This window comes from Bartonella sp. SD1336NMGDW, from assembly GCF_042193565.1.
GTDB lineage: Bacteria > Pseudomonadota > Alphaproteobacteria > Rhizobiales > Rhizobiaceae > Bartonella > Bartonella grahamii.
The window spans coordinates 1-20304 of the sequence record NZ_JBHILW010000007.1 but is presented as its reverse complement, the minus strand read 5'-3'; the positions used below and the strand labels follow the sequence as shown (position 1 = coordinate 20304).

The window sequence follows — 20304 nt, the reverse complement described above, 5'->3', positions numbered from 1 at the left end:
ACTCTTAAGTTGTTGTGCTTTTTTTTCCTACACGTTTTTTTGTAAAATTTTCCATTTTACTTTTCTTTGAACTTGCAGATATATCGGAAGATGAAATTTCCAACTGTAAGCTTTCTTTTTTGCAATTTGATTTTTGTGTCAATACGCGAACAATGCCACCGTTGCGTAACTTTCCAAATAAAATTTCATCAGCTAATGGCTTTTTAATATATTCTTGTATAACACGCCCTAATGGGCGTGCTCCCATCTGAGAATCATATCCTTGATTGGAAAGCCATAAAGTTGCAGAAGGGCTTAATTCAAAACAAATTCCCCGATCAGCTAATTGTGCTTCAAGCTGAAAAATAAATTTTTGCACTATCTGATTGATGATTAAATGAGATAAAGGTGCAAACGGAATAATTGCATCTAACCGATTACGAAACTCTGGTGTAAATAACCGATTGATTGCTTCTATATCCTCACCATCACGATGTACCTTCCCAAATCCAATAGCTGATTTCGCCATATCTGAAGCACCAGCATTGGTTGTCATAATCAAAATAACATTGCGGAAATCAATTTTCTTACCATTATGATCTGTTAATCTACCATAATCCATTACCTGCAATAAAATATTAAATAACTCTGAATGTGCTTTCTCAATCTCATCTAGCAATAGGACTGCGTGAGGCTTCTGATCAACAGCATCTGTAAGAAGACCTCCTTGATCAAACCCTATATAACCTGGAGGAGCTCCGATTAAACGTGCTACCGTATGCCGTTCCATATATTCTGACATATCAAAACGCAATAATTCAATGCCTAAAGATGATGCAAGCTGTTTTGCAACTTCAGTTTTTCCTACACCTGTTGGTCCTGAAAATAAATAACTTCCTATTGGTTTATCCGGTTCGCGTAAACCTGCTCGCGCCAATTTTATGGATGAAACTAAGACGGAAATTGCCTGATCTTGCCCATAAACAACATGTTTGAGTTCTCTTTCAAGCTTACTCAATATCTTCTGATCATTCCGAGAAACTGTTTTTGGTGGAATTCTTGCAATTGTAGCAACAGTAGCCTCAATTTCTTTAACACCTATACTCTTCTTGCGTTGTTTTTGTGGCAAAAGCTTTTGCGCTGCGCCACTTTCATCAATAATATCAATTGCTTTGTCAGGTAACCTACGGTCAATTATATAACGTGAAGATAATTCTACAGATGCCTTCATCGCCTGATCTGTATATTTAATCTGATGAAAATCTTCAAAGTAAGGCTTCATCCCCTGCAAAATCTTAATCGCATCTGTAACAGAAGGTTCATTAATATCAATCTTCTGAAAACGACGCTCTAAAGCACGATCTTGTTCAAAGAATTTGCGATATTCTCTGTAAGTCGTCGAACCAATACATCGCATAGTTCCAGAAGATAATACAGGTTTTAAAAGATTTGCTGCATCCATATTTCCCCCTAATGTCGCTCCTGCTCCAATTAAGGTATGAATTTCATCAATAAATAAAATAGCATCTGGATACAGCTCAAACTCTTTAATAACTTGCTTTAAGCGTTCTTCAAAATCACCGCGATAACGTGTACCAGCAACAAGCCCCCCCATATCAAGAGAAAATATTGTTGCATTTGATAAAACTTCAGGCACTTGCGCATCAACAATGCGCTTTGCCAATCCCTCAATTATAGCGGTTTTCCCCACTCCAGGATCACCAACCAAAAGCGGATTGTTTTTTGACCTTCGACATAAAATCTGAATCATGCGTGAAATTTCTATTTCACGGCCAATTAATAAATCAATTTTTCCATTAAGTGCTTTACAATTGAGATCAACACAATAATTCGTTAAAGCACTTGTTCCTCTTTCATCATTATCCGAAATCTGCTGATCTAATTGCTCTTCAAGTCCTTCAAGTAACATGGATAACCCATCATCACGCGTGATACCATGCGAAATAAAACGTACAGCATCATAGCGTGTCATGCCCATTTCTTGAAGAAAATATGCTGCATGGCTTTCACGTTCAGAAAAAATTGCAACAAGAACATTTGCCCCCGATACTTCATCTTTTCCAGCTGATTGTGCATGAATCACCGCACGTTGGATAACACGCTGGAAAAAAGCTGTAGGCTTAGTATCCTCATCAGCTCTAATATGTTCATCTAACTCTGAGCGAAGATAATTGGTTAAGCGCTCTCGTAATTCCTCCACATCTACTTGGCAAGCCTGAATAACGGAATTTGCATCAGCATCATCTAACAGCGCAAGTAGAAGATGCTCTAATGTTGCGTATTCATGCTGTGCCTGAGTAGCAATTGTTAATGCACGATGCAAAACCTCTTCAAGACTAGGTGTAAAAGATGGCATAATTCCTCACTTCCATTCCATTACACATTGTAACGGATGTTCATTTTGACGCGCACATTCCCTCACTTGTAATATTTTCATTTCAGCGACTTCATAAGTATAAGTTCCACATTCTCCTATCCCACTGTGATGAACATTTAACATTATTCGCGTTGCCTCTTCGAAACTTTTTTTAAAAAAGCTCTTCAAAACGAAAACAACAAAATCCATAGGTGTGTAATCATCATTAAGCAAAAAAACTCGACATAATTTAGGTTTTTCGAGTTTTGCTCTAGCCTTAAGCGTTATAACCGCACCATGCCTAATTTCATCCCAATTCTTGCCCTTTTCATTATGCATAATATGAGCTGTAGAGTTTATTATAAGCATCTGTCCCATTATCGTTTTCCATGCAGCACATTTTTATCAATTTTAAATTCTTTCATAATTATTGCAATACCTGTATGTGTTAGAAAAAGATTCCCTCTATGGTTAGACTTCAATCACTCACTTATAAAATAACTTCTGTAAACAAATTAGTAATACCATTCGTCTAAACTGCATCAACAAATTACAGAAAAGGAAGCTTTATAGAAGTTTTTTAGGATAAATGGAGAAATAGGATACTGCAAGTGTATATTAATTATCAAAAAATTATGCGCTACTGTAAAACAATAGCAATTTCTTTTGTTGTGTTAGCTTTTTCTTACTGTTGGGCATCAGCCACACCTCAAGGAGCCTATCCTGATAAGTATGCGGCTATTGTTATAGATGCTACTACGGGAAAAACTCTATTTCAAGCCAATGCAACACTGAAACGTTATCCTGCTTCTTTAACAAAGATGATGACATTGTACTTACTCTTTGAAGCTATGCAGATGCGTCGTGTGACACCAAATACACCAATTCCTGTTTCACATTATGCAGCAATGCGTCCACCGACAAAAATTGGCTTTAAAGCAGGCCAAACAATTTCTGCAGAATCAGCAGCTAAAGCACTCATTACAAGATCCGCAAATGATGTTGCTGCTGCCATTGCAGAATATCTTGGAGGTAGTGAAAAAAAATTCGCTCAAATGATGACAGTAAAAGCTCGTAAACTTGGCATGAAACATACACATTTCGCGAATGCTTCAGGGCTTCCGGATGTGCACAATTATTCTACAGCACGAGATATAGCGACTTTGTCATTAGCTTTACGTAAACATTTTCCAAAACAATATAAATTGTTCAAAACAAAAAGTTTTAATTTCCGTGGACATAAAATTAACAGCCACAATAAACTCGTTAAAATAATGAAAGGTGTCGATGGAATTAAAACAGGATACACACAAATGTCAGGTTCTAATTTAGCAACTTCAATGCGTCTCGATGGGCGCTCTGTTGTCGCTGTTGTTCTGGGAGGTAAATCGTCTACTGCACGTGACGAGCATATGGCTAGCCTATTGAACCAATATTTGCCCAAAGCAAGCCAAATGAAAAGTGGTGAACGTTTAATGGCTTCTGTACGCTATCACTTACCGACTGGTGCCAATACTCCTATACCGACCATTAAAGCTGATTCAAGTAATTTTGACGATGAAATTTCGACTATGTTGACAGCATTTGCAGAACAACCTAAAAACTCCAATATCGCAATAACGGCTGTAAATAAAGTAATTATACCAATACCAAACCCTCAAAAAACTATACCGGTTGAGACTCATAAAATTGTAACAGCCTCTTTGTCCACAAATGCCGGATGGGCTATCCAAATTGGTTCTCTTCCTAGTGAAGAACAAGCAAAAACTTTACTTTTAAAAGCAAAAAATATAGCTTTTTCTACTTTAAAGCACGCATCTTCGCACATGCAACTGTTTGAAAAAAGTGGGCAGCGTTATTATCGAGCGCGCTTTACAGGGTTTCAATCAAAAAAAGCTGCATTTGATGCTTGCTCTACATTAAAGAAAGCAAATTTTAACTGCTATACTGTAGCCTACTAAAAATTTTTGAATTCTGCGTTAAGGATAGTATTATGACAGATAATGCTTTTGCTTCATTCCATAAAAAAGAAATTTTATTGAAGCAATCATCCCTCCTTTCATTGCGTTCTCTTCACGATGCTGCCGCAAAACTTACTGGTTTAAAATATAATTCGACTGCATTAGATACACAATCTCTTGTTAACCTTCTCATTTGCCAAACAATACGCAACCGTCGTCTCATAATGCCTCCTGTACGCATTCATTTACGCGTTGCTAGCCAAACTGGTAATGTGCCTATTAAAATCCGTCTAGGAGCAACAAATATTTAATTTTACAGACCATCTCTAAAAAATTATTTTATTATTAACCATTATCTACAGCCTTAGCCACCCTTTGATAAAGATACTTTTTTCTTAAATTATGGAATTGTGCTGAAAGCTTTTCCAACTATCCAGTACCTCCAAGCTTTCAATAAAACCATTATTAAGGACATAAAAAACACCCAATATTTTTCCACTTTTGGATTTAATATAAAAATTATCCTTGATATCTTTTTGGAAAAAATAAATAGCTTTATTGGATGAAAGCTTATCATTTTAGGAGTTGTTGTAAAAGTTCAATAAAGGAAGTCCCTCTTAATAACGCTCCCCCATACAACATAAACGCTGTAAAAAATAATCTAACTCCTCTTACTTTTATTTCTTTCGACAGACAAAGTAAACTGGAAAATACAAATACTAACGATGAAAAAACGTAAAAGAAATTATCAGATTAAATATCATGTTAACGATTTCCATAAGATTTTAATCTATAATTTATTTTTTGCATATTGAATAAGAGGTTTTCGTAAAATTCTCTTATTTTTCTTCTTATATTGAATCAGTCAAAATCGTTCGCTTGCTCATCACGAGCAAGATTGGCATTAAACTATTAAAAAAAGGATGATAGTGCTGCTTTTCTCCCTCTATAAATAAAGATGCTAATACTCTATAGATTTTATACCATTCATGGGAAACTTACATTATACTATTCATATCCAAGATACTGATTTATAAAGATAGCTCATTATTTTTCATGTTAGATGAGAATCTCGAATATCGTAAGATTCTCTCATTTGAAATTTGTTTATGTTGAATCAATCAAAACTGTTCTCTTGCATGTTATGAGCGAGATTAGTGTGTGGTGTGAAACCGTACCAAAAAACTCAAAATGCCTATAATGAACCGTTTCAAATACCAAGGGCTTTGGTCCCCATACAGGGGGGGCTGGTAAAGTGTGTAATCGTGCCAGCGCACTCTTTTTATTAAGCATAAAGATCGTGGTGCTTAATGAATCTACCATTATACCATTCACGAACACCACCGTGAAATGGGATTAGGTGCCTTAAGAAATATTTCTTTAAAAAAGCACGTGAATTGGCAACACAATGACGTTCTGTTTTACATGAGGGACGTGCCCCCATTAAAGAACGAGAGAAACAGAAGCGTGAAATAATGCGTAATCTTCATCATTTAACAGATAGTGCTTTAGATTCTTTTGAAAAAAATAAAGCTAAATTAAAGGATGCTGGTACAGAGAAAAGCTGATTTCTAGCCCTTTATTCTTTCCCAATAAGATCGCCTCCCCATTTAAAATATTACGCCAACAAAGGTATACGCAATATATTCACTCAAATCTGGATGCTCTCTCCAATCTGACATACAAAAACTAAAAACAGCAGAAGAAAATATTAAACCACTTTAATTTTTGTCTCAAACATATAGATTTAAACAACTAACCGCTTCGTATCACCACACTTCAAAGGACAGTACTCCATAAGGCTTATAGGCAGTATTCATCACATACTCTCAAAAGACTAATGCATAAAACCTTAATTACCATAGCCCCAAGTAAGCTGTTTTTAAGGCATCACGGGCTGGTCTAAATATTCTCTTGATCGGGGGGGGGCTAAACTAAAAAGTGAAGCTCCCTATTAACTCAGTCTGCAAACAATACTCTGTAAATAATCCGCCTTCTCTTAGTCCTCTTTCAGCCAGCTTCCCACAGCATGCGGTTCACATCACTACACCTTAAAGGACACTGTTTTAAGAACAGCATTTTACAATACAACAGGATAATAATTTAAATACCCAAATGCGCTTAAAACAAGTCTACTCACTAAACGCATTATTTATCCAAATAAACATGATCTACCTAATCATTGTCATCACTTAGAACAGCCAATATTCATCAAATTTGAATCATTCCTCTGTTTCTTTTACGCGTCCAGATAGTTGCATAGCTCTAGAAAGATCATTAACTGCATTTAAATGCGTCTGAAGCAATTCACTATTACGCTGTAATTTTTCTTGTAAATCAGACAACAAACTTTCAACTTCATGCTCAATATCTTGATTCATGTAGCGCTTCACATCGCTCATGGATTTATTAAGATCACGCAAACCACGTATTTTACATAAATTTATTTCTTCGTAATCTGGAACACCACTGCTCTCTAGCATATTGCTTTCATAATCAACAACTTGAGCTAATCCTTTAACAGCAGCAACAAATTTTGTCATCGCCCAATCACGATCAATAAGATTATTATCAAGAACTTTTGCTTTTGATGCAAAACTATCATCACCATATTGCACTACAGACATTTTTACTTCCCCTTCAACACTCTTGTTTAATCTTTCAAATGAGGGAGATTAAACAGGTTCTCTTCAATGCTGATACACTCAATAAAGCTCGTGGTGCGAACATCGCTCAAACAACAGCACGACAATCCTTCAAAGCGTATACCACTTCAACTTTCAACGCATTCTCTCAAGTATTTTTCTTGCTTTGCTCCAAAACCATCATTGCGGCTATACTAATTCACCAAAACGCTATAAACTTAAACCTTACGCAGTAATATTGAAAATCCTACATTTGCTCTGTCTATTTTGGTCTATTTCGCCTTGCCAATTTCCTTTGCCTATTTCGTCACCAGCACGCCTTCAACAGAAAACAACAACGCTCTCACGAGAACTTTGTCCATAAAAAGACCACCTGCCGACAAAAACCCACAGCATATCTTGCAGCATATCAAAGACTTAAGCTCATTAAAAATCTCAGCATTTTAACGATAGCAGCATCTTACCCTCCATAACCTTATGGCTTTCTCTGCACCTAAACTTGCATACCTTCCGGCACCCCATAAGATGGCACCCTACAAAATTAGTTTGCACCCATTCAAAAAGACACACCCTCCCCCGTACTCTTTCTGCACACATGCAGTATTTCGCATAAAAAACAAAAAGAACGCTCTTTTGAACAGATCAGCCATACAGCAATATAAAAAAAGACATCTTAGAATAGCTAAACAGCCATCAATCTCCCTTTTTTTAATTATCATTCGCTTTTCTTTGCAATGAACGACTATATAAGATTTTTTGAACCTTTTCAAGAGTTTCTTAGCCAATCAAGTTCGATACGTCTTCAATCGCATATTCACGCGCTTGTTTTAAAGAAACATCTCTTAAGTGTACCCAAGCCTATTTCGCGCCGTGGCCCATGAATAATATAATGATAAATCCCCCATGACGTGTATAAAATCCATTGAGCACTGTCCATCTTTACGCTTAATAAAAGAAGCAAGCCAGCACCATCACATATTTTGCTAGCCCCTCATGTTGCGATATCCTTGACATTTAAGTGCGGTTCAAAAAGCATGCCTTTCTTGTACAGTTTCACTCCGCATGGACCCTCCCCACTTGTAACTGCAAAAGACATGGTTTTGGTTGATTAAACCTCGAACAGATTTGGAATGAAAAAAATTACGGTATTCAGGACTCTAATTCAAATTGAATAACGATAGATTATCATTATCTATCAAAATATTATCCAATGCATAATGCTTAACGCTCCCCACATTGATATTTTCAGAATTTCCACAGCATCTTCCTATAGATTATTTCACTCCATAACACAGTTTTCTCTTAATATCGCGGCTTTACATGTGCTACTGGTATAAAAACATAGAAACAATCATTTTATAATAAAGGTACAATTTTTGTTACGAACTTTCTCTCATTTTCAATCTTCTAAATGCAGCTCTTCTCTTTCATAATCATCCCATCTCAAATCTATTCCATGTTGAATAAATTAAAATCACTTGCTTGCACATCACAAAAAACAACCTGATGTGTTGATAAAATACACTAAAAGAAAAATGCGTCTTATGAACCTTCTCAAATGCCAAGGGCTATAGTAAACATTGAAAGCAAGCGTACGAGATGACAGTGACTTGCTCTTTCATAAGTGTAAAGATGGGAGCATTCTATAGATTTTATATTATTTCACGAGAACTTTACTGTTATACCATCTACGAGTGTCATCGTAAAATATTTGTCGTGTGCATTGAGAGATATTTTTTTACACGTACATAAATGTACAATACAAATATATTAATATACAACATAAGTATATTTTGTTTGGAACGTTCTTTTCTTTTGTGCAAAACATGCCCATTAGAGCAACATTAACCAATCTTGCTATGAAATAAACGATCAGAAAACATTTTTGTCTTCTTCCGCGCACCTTAAAGCACCAAGATCTTAACTCAATCTGCTCTGTACGCAGTCTGAATTTTTGTCAAGCGATCTTCTCTTGACTTTCCACTCATGTGATTCACTTAAACGAAAGGCTCAATAAATAAACCTACGAAATCAATTAATATTCTCTTTAAAACTTTCTTTTTTAGGATTTACAGTGCTCCAATTCCTCAAGCCTTTATAAAAAAGGAAAGATTCTAAGCTTGCCTAATATATTATATCAACATATACTACTTATATCAACATATACTACAGATTATAACATATTGTTATTCATAAAATCACCTCAAAAAGAACAGAAAGAGGTTTTTATGGCTGATCTCGTAAAAGCCGCTGTGCTTTATTTAACCTTGATTATCACCATGAATGCTTTTGTTGTTATTTTAGTTCTCGTAATAGAAATATACTAAGCATATTCTCTTGGCTTTTTGTAATTTTCTCAAACGATCATCTTAATTTTACATAAGATCAAAGCAAAATTTTAATTCTACAGATAAATCACACACCCAATTTCAAACATCGCTTGCAACTATTTAAATGTTAACTCTGCTTTTTGTATGCATTTTTAACCATCAGTTTCCGTCTTTTCATGCTACTTGAATCTCAACTTCATTCCCGCCTTAAAGAACTAAATTTTCTACCAAATCCGATCTGTAAATAATTTGTCTCCTCATTGAGTAAGTTCCTCTTGCTTCTTCCCTTCAGGGCATATCACAATTCTAAAGGAATATTTCAAGAAACTTTTGATAAATCCATTGAACACCATCATCATACACTTGCGAGGGAATAAACCAGCACCATCACACACTTTTCCAGCACCAAATGTTGCAAACAAAACCTTTAGTACTTGAGATAGTTCAAAAAAGCATTTTTACTTCTTTCTTCAACAGTTTTTATCCATACGGACCCTCCATGCTTGTAACGTGAAAGTAGATGATTTTAATTGATTCAACCTAGAACAGATTTTGACGAGATCCTTATTCAACATAAAATAATTAAATTATTTTTATAAATCAAAGTATTATTCAAAAAACATTCATCACACACTCGAGAACAAAAAAAACTCATACATAAAGTTTTACATAAGCTCCACCGCTCAACATGATAATATTACAACACAATTAAGATAAAAAAATAACAAGGGAAAACCTTGCAAACTCAGAAAAGAGAGGGAAAAAATGAAACGGTGGGAAGAGCGCTCAATTCCTCACACATCCAGCAAAACCGTCCTAGAAAAACTGCCTCACGTCTTAACTAATGCTATAATATTCTCAAATCAAAAGCAATTTTTTAAAAATAGTTTGAGAAAAACATTTGAATATAAAACGATAATAATTCCATTCAGAATGTTTTTCTCTTTATTAAAATAGAGAAAAGTAAATTCAAAACAGATGTTTCCTCCCAATTTTTTTTCGAAATTAGCCGCAACGCTTAAAGCCGGTCTTAGTGTGATGAAACATTTATTTGTGATAAAGTCAGCAAAACACCCCAAAGGTAAATTTAATCTCATGTTTTAAATACATGCAACCAAGACATTAAACAATCAGCGCATAATTTGAAAAATTAGCAGTAACACGTAGCAACTCATTCGGATGCAATACTATCACAATTAAAAGCACTTTTTGGCTAGACAAATGACAGTATAGCATCCGTTTACATAAAGAGTACAGATCGTAAACGACTAATTCTTGAAGCCATAAAAAGACTCTCTAAAAGTTAGAGAGAATCTAAAAAACAAAATAGAATCAATAACTAGCAAATTCCTTATTGATAGAGTAATTTATTGAATTTTAAGTTTTTAATTAATGCCAAACATAAGTTCCATATAGGCTTGTCTGGCATGTTGACAATTTTTAGATTTCTCTATAGACGATCGATCCATCTTTTCACATTTTTTTGCCCACTCTTCGAGTAATGTATTATCTTTCTTGAATTCCGCTACGCTGTAATTTTTTTCGCAACCAGCAACGACAAGTCCAGTACAAACCAGCAATGCTGTGATAATAATTTTATTCATGATTTAATTTCCCTCCTTTTTATCTTCAGTTTTTTTCTCGTCATCGTGTACAAAGCTCGCACCAGGCCAATCACGGGCATGAACTTCACGATACGCTTTATCTGCGTTCTTACAATTTTGAGAATCTAAACTCCCTGATATCATACATTTCATTGCCCATTGCTCGAGTAATTTAGGATCTTTCTTAAACTCTGCTACGCTATAAGTTTTTTCACAACCAGCAACGACAAATCCAATCCAAACCAGCAATGCTACAATAGTCGCTTTATTCATCAATAAATTCCCCTTTTTTCAAATTTACAAAGTTTAGGACACAATTTAGGGACCCATTAAATTTGTACATGCGGTTCATTGTGCATTTTCAAAAATTTTATAATCAACTTCTGTACGCAATTTTTTCCAACCTATGATGATAAATCGCGTACAAAGAAAAACACCGCTATCAATATATTTTTATGATTTAATTGTTGTCCTGCTTTTTTTCAGTTTCATTCCCCTTTTTGCCACTTTCACGAAGTTGCTTTGCAAGATTTCTATAATGCTCTTGAAAAAGTTCAATATCGGCTTGCATGACATTTTGACAACTCTTGGTTGCAAAAGCAGATCCTCCCATTTTATCGCATTTCTTTCCCCATTCTTGCATCAATTTTTTATCTTTCTTAAATTCCTCAACACTGTAGTTTTTTTCGTGAACCAACAGTAACAAGCCCCGTGCAAAGCAACAGCGCTGTTATAATGATCTTGTTCATGATTTAACCCCTCTCTTTGTTTTATATTTTATTAACAATATCTTTGGATTCACATCCCCTCCTATATTGTGACCTTGCGTCTAACTTTCCTTTGCAAATACGCACACTTGCAACGCAAACATGTTAAATCATGAAAACTGCTTTTATTTATCAGGCTTGCATTTGTAGCATTATCTGCACGGCTGCTCTTTGTATTTGAAGTATTTAAACTTCAGCAGTAATTTTGATATCTTGGCATTTTTCAAAAACCACTTCATCATGAGAAGTCGCACAAAATCTTATCAAAAATTCGTAATGCCTATATCCATTGCAAATTCCCTGCAAACGAAAGAATACACCTTTTAACCAACTGATTGCGCTCTTATCATTTCTTAAACCACCGGAAAAGAAAGAAAACTTTAAGTCCCCCCTGCACTTTTTAAAAGCCAATAGAAATGCTAAAAAAGCGATCTTATACATTCCAATTGAAGCAAAAAACCTATTTCCTTGCGTACCATTACGACTGGTATTAACTATTTAAGACTATAAAATCATATAAATGTAAGAAATATTGTCTATAATATGCTCAATGACTTCTTTTGTTTATTAGGAATAACTTATAGCGCGCCAATATCAGTAAATTTTATGTATTTTTTTATCCCCCTTTATAAACATGAATATAATTTAATAAAATGAATCGCTGCATAACAAAAAAAATAATTAACGCTACTCTTAATTACATTATTTACGCATGTATTAAGTAAAATAAACAAAAAAATAATCTGACGTTTAAAATCATTATCAAGACAATCTTTTTAGAAGAGTACACTTATCTATTCATCTAACAGATAAGATCACAAGAAGTATGATGATTATCACATTTATAGGGAAAATTTTGAAACAGAGAATTTTTCGCAAACGCATCGCTCTTTCATGAGATGATACAGAACCTTATGAAAAACAACTTAAATGAAGCAGCCCTCGTGAAAAAAGAAAGGCGCTTATATTATTAACTTCGTATAAAAACAACCGATATCATCTCTAGAAAAAGCATTCAAACCAACGAAAACTTATTATCATATATCATTTTTTACACTTTTCCGTATTTTTGTGAAAGCAATTCGCGCACCTCATCGGCTATTTTAGTTCCACGACTTGCACAACTTACCTTAATCAATCGATGCAAACTTTCTGGTATATCAATCGTGAGGCGCTTCATACCTCCACTCATGCTCCCTTTGGGGCTTCCTACCCATGCATCCGCCGTTAAAGGAATTGATTTATTCGTTGGTTTCGTGCCGATTTTAATTTTTTTATTCATCGCGCTAACTCCTTGATTTCCGCTGCAACAGCTTCAATCTCTGCTGTTGCTGGTCCTTGCTTATCAACTTCATAAACCGCCTTCCCCTGTGCTGCTGCTTCTGCAAAAATCACGCGCTGCGCAACGCTAGAAGAAAGAACATGCACGGGGTATATGCCAAGAGCTTCGTTCACATCACGCCCTATCGCTGTATTGACTATTTTACGATTGATAACAAAAGCAGATTTAAGATTTTCTTTATAAACACGTGCTTCGTCAATCAGCTTTACAATTCCATCTGCTGCCCAAATATCATAGGGACTAGGCAAAACAGGTATAAGCACCAAATCCGAAGCCATAAGAGCACTACGAGCAAGATCAGTCACACGCGGAGGACCATCGATAATAATATGATCATAACCATGACCAATCTGTGTAATCTCTTTGTGAACCGTTGCACGTGGTAAACCAATAACCGAAAACAAAGGTGCATCTTCACGCGCAGCAGCCCAATCCAATGCGCTCCCCTGTGGATCAACGTCAATAAGCAATACCCGTGCACCGGTACGCGCAAAACTGGCCGCAAGATTAACACTCAACGTAGTTTTTCCTACGCCTCCCTTTTGATTCAAAAGTCCAATGATCATTTATTACGCCTTTCAGCATTATCGTTTTTACGATTATACAGAAAGTAATAAAAGAAGCAAGCATCCAATACGTGAAAAATAACCATTTCTCCTATTTTTAGGATAAAAATGACAGCCCGCAATTTTGTCTTTATAATATTCTTTTAGCATGAGCAAAAACATTATGAAGATGATGCTCTTGAGAATAATAAAAATAAATTTAAACAAGAGACACACTCTTCTTCCCCCACCCTAAAACGAAGATTCTTAAATCCATATCAATCTGTAAACAATGCTCTGTAAATGATCCAGCTTATTATCTCGCGCCTGCCTTTTGAGCTTCTCCCTTCATGCAGTCCACTTAATGCAACTCTACAAATAAGCTCCACTCTGAATATACAACAAACTATAAGGAGCATTCATTGTTTTGCACGTTGAATGAGAGAGCCTAAATCAATCAAAATCATGTCTCTGTGTACGTTACAAGCAGGGCTGGCGTGTGAGTAAAAACTATACAAGAAAGGATTTAAAATGCTTCTTATGAACCGTCTCAATAGCCAAGGACTTTAGTATAACATTGGGGGCTGGCAAATATAACAATGGTGCCAGCTTACTTCTTCATAAGCGTAAAGAGGGTGGTGATCCATGAATTTTATACTCTTTACGCTCAACAGGGCAAAATGGGCTTAAGAGAAATAAAGATACCTCTATAGCAAGCGTGTGAACAAGCAACACAATGGAATGTCTATGCTGGGTAAACACAATGGATCATCCATAAAAACCAAACAGCCGTCTTGCATAAGATCGAATAACGAACATATGGCAGAGTGAGATATTTTGCATCTTATAACTCATTTTTCCCAAATAGATCTTCTCGACAAAAAGATTATTTTTGTTAAGATGCCATTGAAAAACTTACCTTCATTATGTTCTTTTATATACCAGACCAGAGGGTATCATGAAGGTCGTGCAATTGAGAATAAAAAATGAATTTACAACAAATTGAACCTGATATTTTTATCAGCGCCCAAATTAGCATAGAAAATATCAAAACATTAGCACAAGCTGGTTTTAAAACAATTATCTGTAACCGCCCCGATCACGAGGAGCTTCATCAACCTGACTTTTCTAGCATTAAAACGGTCGCAAATGAATATGGCATAAAAGCCTATCACATTCCCATTTCTCCTCCAACTATAGAACAGTCAGCTGTTGAAGCTATGCAAACAATTTTAAAAACCGCCTCTCTGCCTCTTCTCGCCTATTGCCATCAAGGAGCACGCTCGCTGCATCTTTATCGTTTGGCACGTCTTTAAACATAGGTTTCATACACTTCCTCATCGCCTTAAAAGATGAAGAATCTTAAATACACATCGATCTGTAAAAAACAATCTGGCAATAATCTTTGTCTTGCGCCTTTTCCTTGGCTTGCCACTTCATAAAACTCTACAAGCAAGCTTTGCTTCTCAATATACAACAAACATGCGCACCTGAGCCATAAAAATGCATGAAAATTCATATGATGATCAAGCAAATTTATTTTCACCTCACCTTTTATCACTGCTCCACATCCTTTTTCTTATCCTTTACCAATACGAGCTCATTCGTAGGCCACAGATACCTAAAACCACAGTAAAACCACTAAGAAAACCCCCATATTCCGGATAAAAGGCATGCAGAGTATTTTATAAAAAAGCCGTAAGCCATCATCTATGGTTAATTATAAGATATTGATTTATAGTAATTAATTATTTTGCACGTTGAATGAGAAACCCTAATACCGTAAGATTCTCTCATTTTAAGTCTATTGATAGTGAAACAATCAAAAGCGTTTTTCTTATATGTCACAAGCAGGAAGTGTTCGTGTGAAATAAAACGAGTTTAAAAAAAACTCTCATAAACGCTCTCAAATAACCAAGGCTGTACAGCAACTGAAGGCTTGTCAATATAACTGATGATGCCGGATTACCCTTTTATTAGACATAAAGATGATAGCACTCAACGGAGCTTGCATGATACCATTCATGAGTGCCATCGTGAAAATGGATATGGAAGCGTTGAGAGATATTTCTTTAAAACAAGCGCGTAAATTAGCAAAACAAGTATATTCCAGCATTTTATTTTACCTATGGGGCTTGATCCTATTCAAAAAACAACAATACATTATTGGCGTTGCGTTTTCATATCCTTACAAGACTGCCTTCCCGCTACATTATAGGTGTTATATTTGTGAAAGACAAAGGAGATATATGGACAATTCGTTGCTTGAGAATTTGAAACATTTACGTATTAGGACAACAAAGTTGTACCTTTATCATCAAAAGCATTAGAAATTTTGAAACAAGTACACCTGCTTTCTCGCAATGATTTCTTTTTATCTGCAATCAATCGTAGTCTCCTTAATGTGAATTTCCTGTCACAACATACGAGAGAAACAAGACTTAAAGCATTTTACATCAGCTTCATTCTCATTTACGTAATTAGTTAGCACAAAACAGCTGCTGTCCACCGCTCTACTTCACAAGACTCAACAAACGAACTTTTTTAAATATTCATCATATGATATCAAACATCACATACGTAAGGTTTTAGATAAGCCCAATATCATTATAAAAGAGTCATCGATTAAATTTTATCAAACTATAAGCTTAAAATCGCAAGAAATTTAAAAAACAGCCTTTCTCCCTCTTCACGTCTATTATTGCCGAATAGGCTGGGGCTTATTCTTTACTGCATCTTTTATGATGGGTTTTAACCGATCAGAAAGAAACAAGCAGTAAACTTTTGAATGACAAGAAAAGCCATAAAATGAATTTTGAAAAAGATAATGCCAAAATCAGATATTCAGATATTCGATTCTTCCTCTCAACAACGGAAAAAACATATATTCCACGATGTTTTGGAATATATCTTTGTGATTATAATCACTTTAAGTGCTATTTTTACGGCTCTTCTCTCTTTTTCAGATAAGTTTAGGGCATATTTTTAAAAGTAAGAAGCCTATCCAACTTTGATAATGGTTGTGCTGTCTTTAGAATTTCTTTTGCTTTTTTTTCATCACGGTGCATTTGTGCAATCAAGGGTTCAAGCCCATCAAATTTTTCTTGTCCTCGCAAAAACTGCAAAAAAGAAACGGTACAGCTTTCCCCATAAAGGTCGTCATTAAAGTCAAACAAATAGGTTTCCAAAAGTGGCGCACCATCTTTAACAACCGTTGGACGACAACCAAAGCTTGCAACACCATCATACAAAACACCGTTCGCACGACGTAAACGCACCGCATAAACACCATGAGCCAAGCGAACTTGGGAAGGCAACATTTGATTAGCGGTAGGAAATCCCAAAAGACGTCCAAGTTTATCGCCTTGAATAATATTGGAGCATATCCGATAGTGATACCCTAACAAATGAGCCGCTTTTTCTACGTTCCCTTGTGAGAGAAGCTGTCGAATAAAACTAGAGGAAATAATCAACTGTTTTGAATCTTGAAGACGAGAAACACAAGGAACTTGCACAACCTCAAATCCATATTTTTTTCCCCTTTGGCAAAGAAGATGTGAATTTCCACTTTTCTGATGACCAAATTGAAAATTTTCCCCTGTCACCACAGCTGAAACATCAAAAACCTGTTTTAAAATCGATTTGATAAATTCATCCGCTGAAAGCGTGGCAAAGTGCGCATCAAAGGGCTGTTCAATCACGCCATTAAAGCCAAGGACTTTAAAAATTTCAGCTTTTTCAGCTGCCTCTGTCAAACGATAGACAGGAGCTGAACGTTGAAAAAAACTTCTTGGATGTGGTTCAAAGGTTAAAACAACTGCTGGTTTCTTTTTTATCTGCGCGAAATCAAGCGCTTTTTGCAACACCATCTGATGTCCGCAATGAACACCATCAAAATTTCCAAGTGCCAACACGGCTCCCCACCAAGCCGATGGAAACATGTGAGTCCCCTGAAGACGCAAAAAATTAGCCATTACTGAAGTGCCCACATGATTGCTTGTGGTTTATAACCATGACGTTCAAGAAAAGAATGCAAAGCTTGCTTATCCACCACACCATTTTGCGCATAATCATAATGATGAATCCCCCCCATAATATAAAGGGCATCAAGACCAAAATGAGCTGCCCCCTTAATATCTGTCAAAAGACCATCACCGATAGCTAAAACTTGACTTTTTTCCACAATTCCACGAATGTTTTGAAGTTTTTCAAAGGCACACTCATAAATAGGCGCGTGAGGTTTTCCAGCAATGCGTACTTCCCCCCCTAATTGTTGATAAAGACGCGCCAATGCACCAGCGCACCAAAATTCTTTATTTCCATAATGGACAATCACATCAGGATTAGCACAAATAAAAGGTAAATTCCGCGCCCGCATGCGAAGAAACATCTCCTCATAAGCAGAGGGTTCTTCGTCAAAATCTTCAAGAAAACCGCTACAGACGACAACAGAAGCCTCCCATTCTTCAACAAATTCACACTCTAACCCTTCAAACAGCACCAAATCACGTTGTGAACCAATAAAAAAAACTTTACGCGGAGCAGTCCGAATGAGATCGCGCGTTACATCCCCTGAAGTGATAATGGCATCATAATAGTCACGATGAACATTCATGCTTTGTAATTGAGCAGAAACATCTTCCCGTAGCCGAGGAGAATTGGTCAATAAAATAACACTTTTTCCCATTTGTCGAATTTTATACAATGCTTTCAACGCTGGTTCAAATGCATGTACACCGTTATGCACAACACCCCACACATCACAAAAAACAGCATCATAACGCGTTATAATAGTCTCAATATGGGTAAGTTCATTCATGGTGCACCTATCTTTATTTATCATTTAAAGCTGTCTTTTATTCCAAAACTACTTACCGAAAGATAATACTTGTGTCATCTGCTTTCTGAAACCATATTCCAACTTTGCATCGCTTATAGCAATCATAAGAAATGACAAAATAAATAAGTTATCGTTAAGTTGTGCAAAATTCTAAAACGCTTTATATCAAAAGCTTATCATTCCACAATGCTCATTTTTCTCATAAAAACTTTAATTCTAACAATAACTGCGTTGATACAGTTTTTTATCTAAAACACGCACATTCTTTAAAACGAACAAAAAAACTCCTTAAAAAAACGCTTCCCTAAGTATAGAATTATTGATTTATAATAATAATTTATTATTCATACATAATGAGAAACCAAAATATCTTTTCTCATTTCAAATCTGTTGATATTGAATCAATCAAAACTATTCGCTTGCACATTATAAGCAGGATGAGCGTATAAATAAAAACACGTGAAGAGAGAAAAAATAGCTTTTATCCTCCCTTTCAAAGGTAAAAACTGTCGTAATATTTTAAACTGACAAAGAGTATGTGCCCTCCAAGCATCTTTTTTTTCAGTAAAGATAGAAATATAGCTTTTATCCCATTCATCGAAGCTTTTACGTTATACACTTTACAAAACGCCATTCGTGAAATGGGCGCTAACATTGAGAAATATCTTCTTAAAACAAACATGTGAATATACAACAACCAAATCTATTCTGTTTTGATTTTATTTTGCATGAGGGCTCTTTACTCATAAAAGCTTTCCCCTATCATCATGATATCTCAGACGCATCAAAACAAGCCATTTTGGTTATTGGTTAAGAACAGCACCATAGGCGGTGCCTTGAGCTTAAAAACCAAGGTTTACCTTTGTAAAAAGCGAATCTGAAAACGTGAGTTTAGTAAGCAAACCTTAAAAGTTTGAAAGGCAAACAACCTCCTATTTAAAAAAATCTATCCGTCTCAAGAAAAACTATTTTTATTGTCAATCTTCTAAAATTACTTTACTAATTAGAAAATGTTTTGGTCGTATACGCAACGATCAATAGGGCCTTGAAAACCCGAAACCCTAGCGTAAAAATAAACCCAGTGTGTGGGTATCCCGGAATTCCGGGAGATTTTTCTATGTCCAGGTGCTCCAAGCACTAAAAGCAGAATGCTGACTAGGGTTCAGTGTTTTCAAGCTCCCAGAATACCAATGCGAGGGCGCTCGCAACCGGAGGGGGCAAATGCAAACTCAAAATCTTAATGTTGATCTTTTTGTAGGAAAAAAAATTCGCTTTAGGCGAAAAATGCTCAAAATGTCTCAAAAAACATTAGGGCATCATTTAGGTACCACTTTCCAACAAATCCAATAGTATGAAAAAGGCTTAAATCGCGTGAGCGCAGGACGTTTAAAGGAAATCTCCGATATATTAGATGTCCCTATTGCCTTTTTTTACGCTGATATCATCACAAAAAAACACATCCCGTATCATCATGATGAAATTGTAGCGAGCAAAGAGGAATATTTGCTTTTAAAAAGTTTTAGAATTCTTACATCTGTCAAACAAAAAGCAATTTTAAAATTAATTTCTGATCAAAATTAAAACCTTTAAAAACATGGGTATAGGGCGCTACACGCTCTGTTCTTGGCTTCCTTCTCACACATCAAAGGATGCAAATCCCTCCTCAAACTGGTTGATACACAATCCAACTTCTCAAAAACAGCTCCCTTTCGGCTTCACATTTCATATGGTTCCTTTCACAAAATTATACAAGAAAGCCCTCTCTTGAATATTCACTACACTCTCTTATCAAAACACCCCATGCATAAAGTTTTTATACCTTACACCACACCTCAAACGATGATATTTTTACAGCACAACAGAATAAGCATTCATGCGGATTTTAAAAAATTAGCCCCTTCTTCGCTGTGGACG

At 35.7% G+C, this 20304-nt stretch carries 13 protein-coding genes and 3 pseudogenes; 6 read left to right on the top strand and 10 right to left on the bottom strand.

The genetic code is table 11. The annotated features are described in order from the left end of the window. Positions 1 to 4 precede the first annotated feature (4 nt). Positions 5 to 2356, bottom strand: a complete 2352-nt coding sequence (clpA, locus tag ACFIKH_RS05350) for an ATP-dependent Clp protease ATP-binding subunit ClpA (protein ID WP_375648351.1) — start codon at positions 2354 to 2356, stop codon at positions 5 to 7. Between the two features lie 6 nt (positions 2357 to 2362). Then, positions 2363 to 2734 (bottom strand): ATP-dependent Clp protease adapter ClpS, encoded by a 372-nt coding sequence (clpS, locus tag ACFIKH_RS05345; RefSeq protein WP_375627172.1) that lies wholly within the window; start codon positions 2732 to 2734, stop codon positions 2363 to 2365. A gap of 233 nt (positions 2735 to 2967) precedes the next feature. On the opposite strand from clpS, the gene ACFIKH_RS05340 reads away from it, so the two are divergent. The 3 genes and pseudogenes from ACFIKH_RS05340 to ACFIKH_RS05330 form a co-directional block, all read left to right on the top strand. Further along, positions 2968 to 4317, top strand: a complete 1350-nt coding sequence (locus ACFIKH_RS05340) for a D-alanyl-D-alanine carboxypeptidase (RefSeq protein ID WP_375626275.1) — start codon at positions 2968 to 2970, stop codon at positions 4315 to 4317. 32 nt (positions 4318 to 4349) lie between these two features. Beyond that, positions 4350 to 4628 carry a hypothetical protein gene (locus ACFIKH_RS05335; RefSeq protein WP_375626277.1) on the top strand — a complete coding sequence of 93 codons (279 nt, stop codon included), beginning with the start codon at positions 4350 to 4352 and terminating at the stop codon, positions 4626 to 4628. A 1003-nt stretch (positions 4629 to 5631) separates the two neighbouring features. Next, a pseudogene (locus ACFIKH_RS05330) lies at positions 5632 to 5870 on the top strand (integrase arm-type DNA-binding domain-containing protein); the annotation flags it as partial. A 669-nt stretch (positions 5871 to 6539) separates the two neighbouring features. Here ACFIKH_RS05330 and ACFIKH_RS05325 read toward each other — a convergent pair. The 6 genes from ACFIKH_RS05325 to parA all read right to left on the bottom strand — a co-directional run bounded on the left by ACFIKH_RS05325 (position 6540) and on the right by parA (position 13571). Beyond that, entirely contained in the window at positions 6540 to 6944 is a 405-nt protein-coding gene (locus ACFIKH_RS05325) for a flagellar protein FlgN (protein ID WP_273788300.1), read from the bottom strand. A gap of 3733 nt (positions 6945 to 10677) precedes the next feature. Continuing rightward, on the bottom strand, positions 10678 to 10896 hold the full coding sequence (locus ACFIKH_RS05320) for an EexN family lipoprotein (protein WP_375627169.1): 219 nt from the start codon (positions 10894 to 10896) through the stop codon (positions 10678 to 10680). Positions 10897 to 10899: 3 nt separating this feature from the next. Next, a complete protein-coding gene (locus ACFIKH_RS05315; RefSeq protein WP_375671138.1) occupies positions 10900 to 11169 on the bottom strand; it encodes an EexN family lipoprotein in 270 nt (89 codons plus the stop codon). A gap of 187 nt (positions 11170 to 11356) precedes the next feature. Further along, positions 11357 to 11593 carry an EexN family lipoprotein gene (locus ACFIKH_RS05310; RefSeq protein WP_375627161.1) on the bottom strand — a complete coding sequence of 79 codons (237 nt, stop codon included), beginning with the start codon at positions 11591 to 11593 and terminating at the stop codon, positions 11357 to 11359. 1121 nt (positions 11594 to 12714) lie between these two features. Next, positions 12715 to 12945: a plasmid partition protein ParG gene (locus ACFIKH_RS05305; RefSeq protein WP_015856697.1), complete on the bottom strand. Its 231-nt coding sequence runs from the start codon at positions 12943 to 12945 to the stop codon at positions 12715 to 12717. After that, on the bottom strand, positions 12942 to 13571 hold the full coding sequence (gene parA, locus ACFIKH_RS05300; RefSeq protein ID WP_015856698.1) for a ParA family partition ATPase: 630 nt from the start codon (positions 13569 to 13571) through the stop codon (positions 12942 to 12944). The genes ACFIKH_RS05305 and parA overlap by 4 nt, the downstream gene beginning before the upstream one ends. Positions 13572 to 14081: 510 nt before the next feature. Between parA and ACFIKH_RS05295 the strand changes: the two are divergent. Together ACFIKH_RS05295 and ACFIKH_RS05290 are read left to right on the top strand one after the other, a co-directional pair. Next, positions 14082 to 14190 (top strand): annotated as a pseudogene (locus ACFIKH_RS05295) (integrase); the annotation flags it as partial. Positions 14191 to 14536: 346 nt separating this feature from the next. Next, positions 14537 to 14866: a TIGR01244 family sulfur transferase gene (locus ACFIKH_RS05290; protein WP_375671135.1), complete on the top strand. Its 330-nt coding sequence runs from the start codon at positions 14537 to 14539 to the stop codon at positions 14864 to 14866. 1656 nt (positions 14867 to 16522) lie between these two features. Here the strand turns inward: ACFIKH_RS05290 and ACFIKH_RS05285 are convergent. After that, complete coding sequence (locus tag ACFIKH_RS05285; protein WP_375671133.1) at positions 16523 to 17524, bottom strand: bifunctional riboflavin kinase/FAD synthetase; 1002 nt, start codon at positions 17522 to 17524, stop codon at positions 16523 to 16525. Beyond that, entirely contained in the window at positions 17524 to 18369 is an 846-nt protein-coding gene (locus ACFIKH_RS05280; protein ID WP_375649537.1) for a TIGR01459 family HAD-type hydrolase, read from the bottom strand. The genes ACFIKH_RS05285 and ACFIKH_RS05280 overlap by 1 nt, the downstream gene beginning before the upstream one ends. 1242 nt (positions 18370 to 19611) lie before the next feature. Here ACFIKH_RS05280 and ACFIKH_RS05275 point away from each other — a divergent pair. After that, positions 19612 to 19971: pseudogene (locus ACFIKH_RS05275) on the top strand (helix-turn-helix domain-containing protein). The last annotated feature ends 333 nt before the right edge of the window (positions 19972 to 20304 follow it).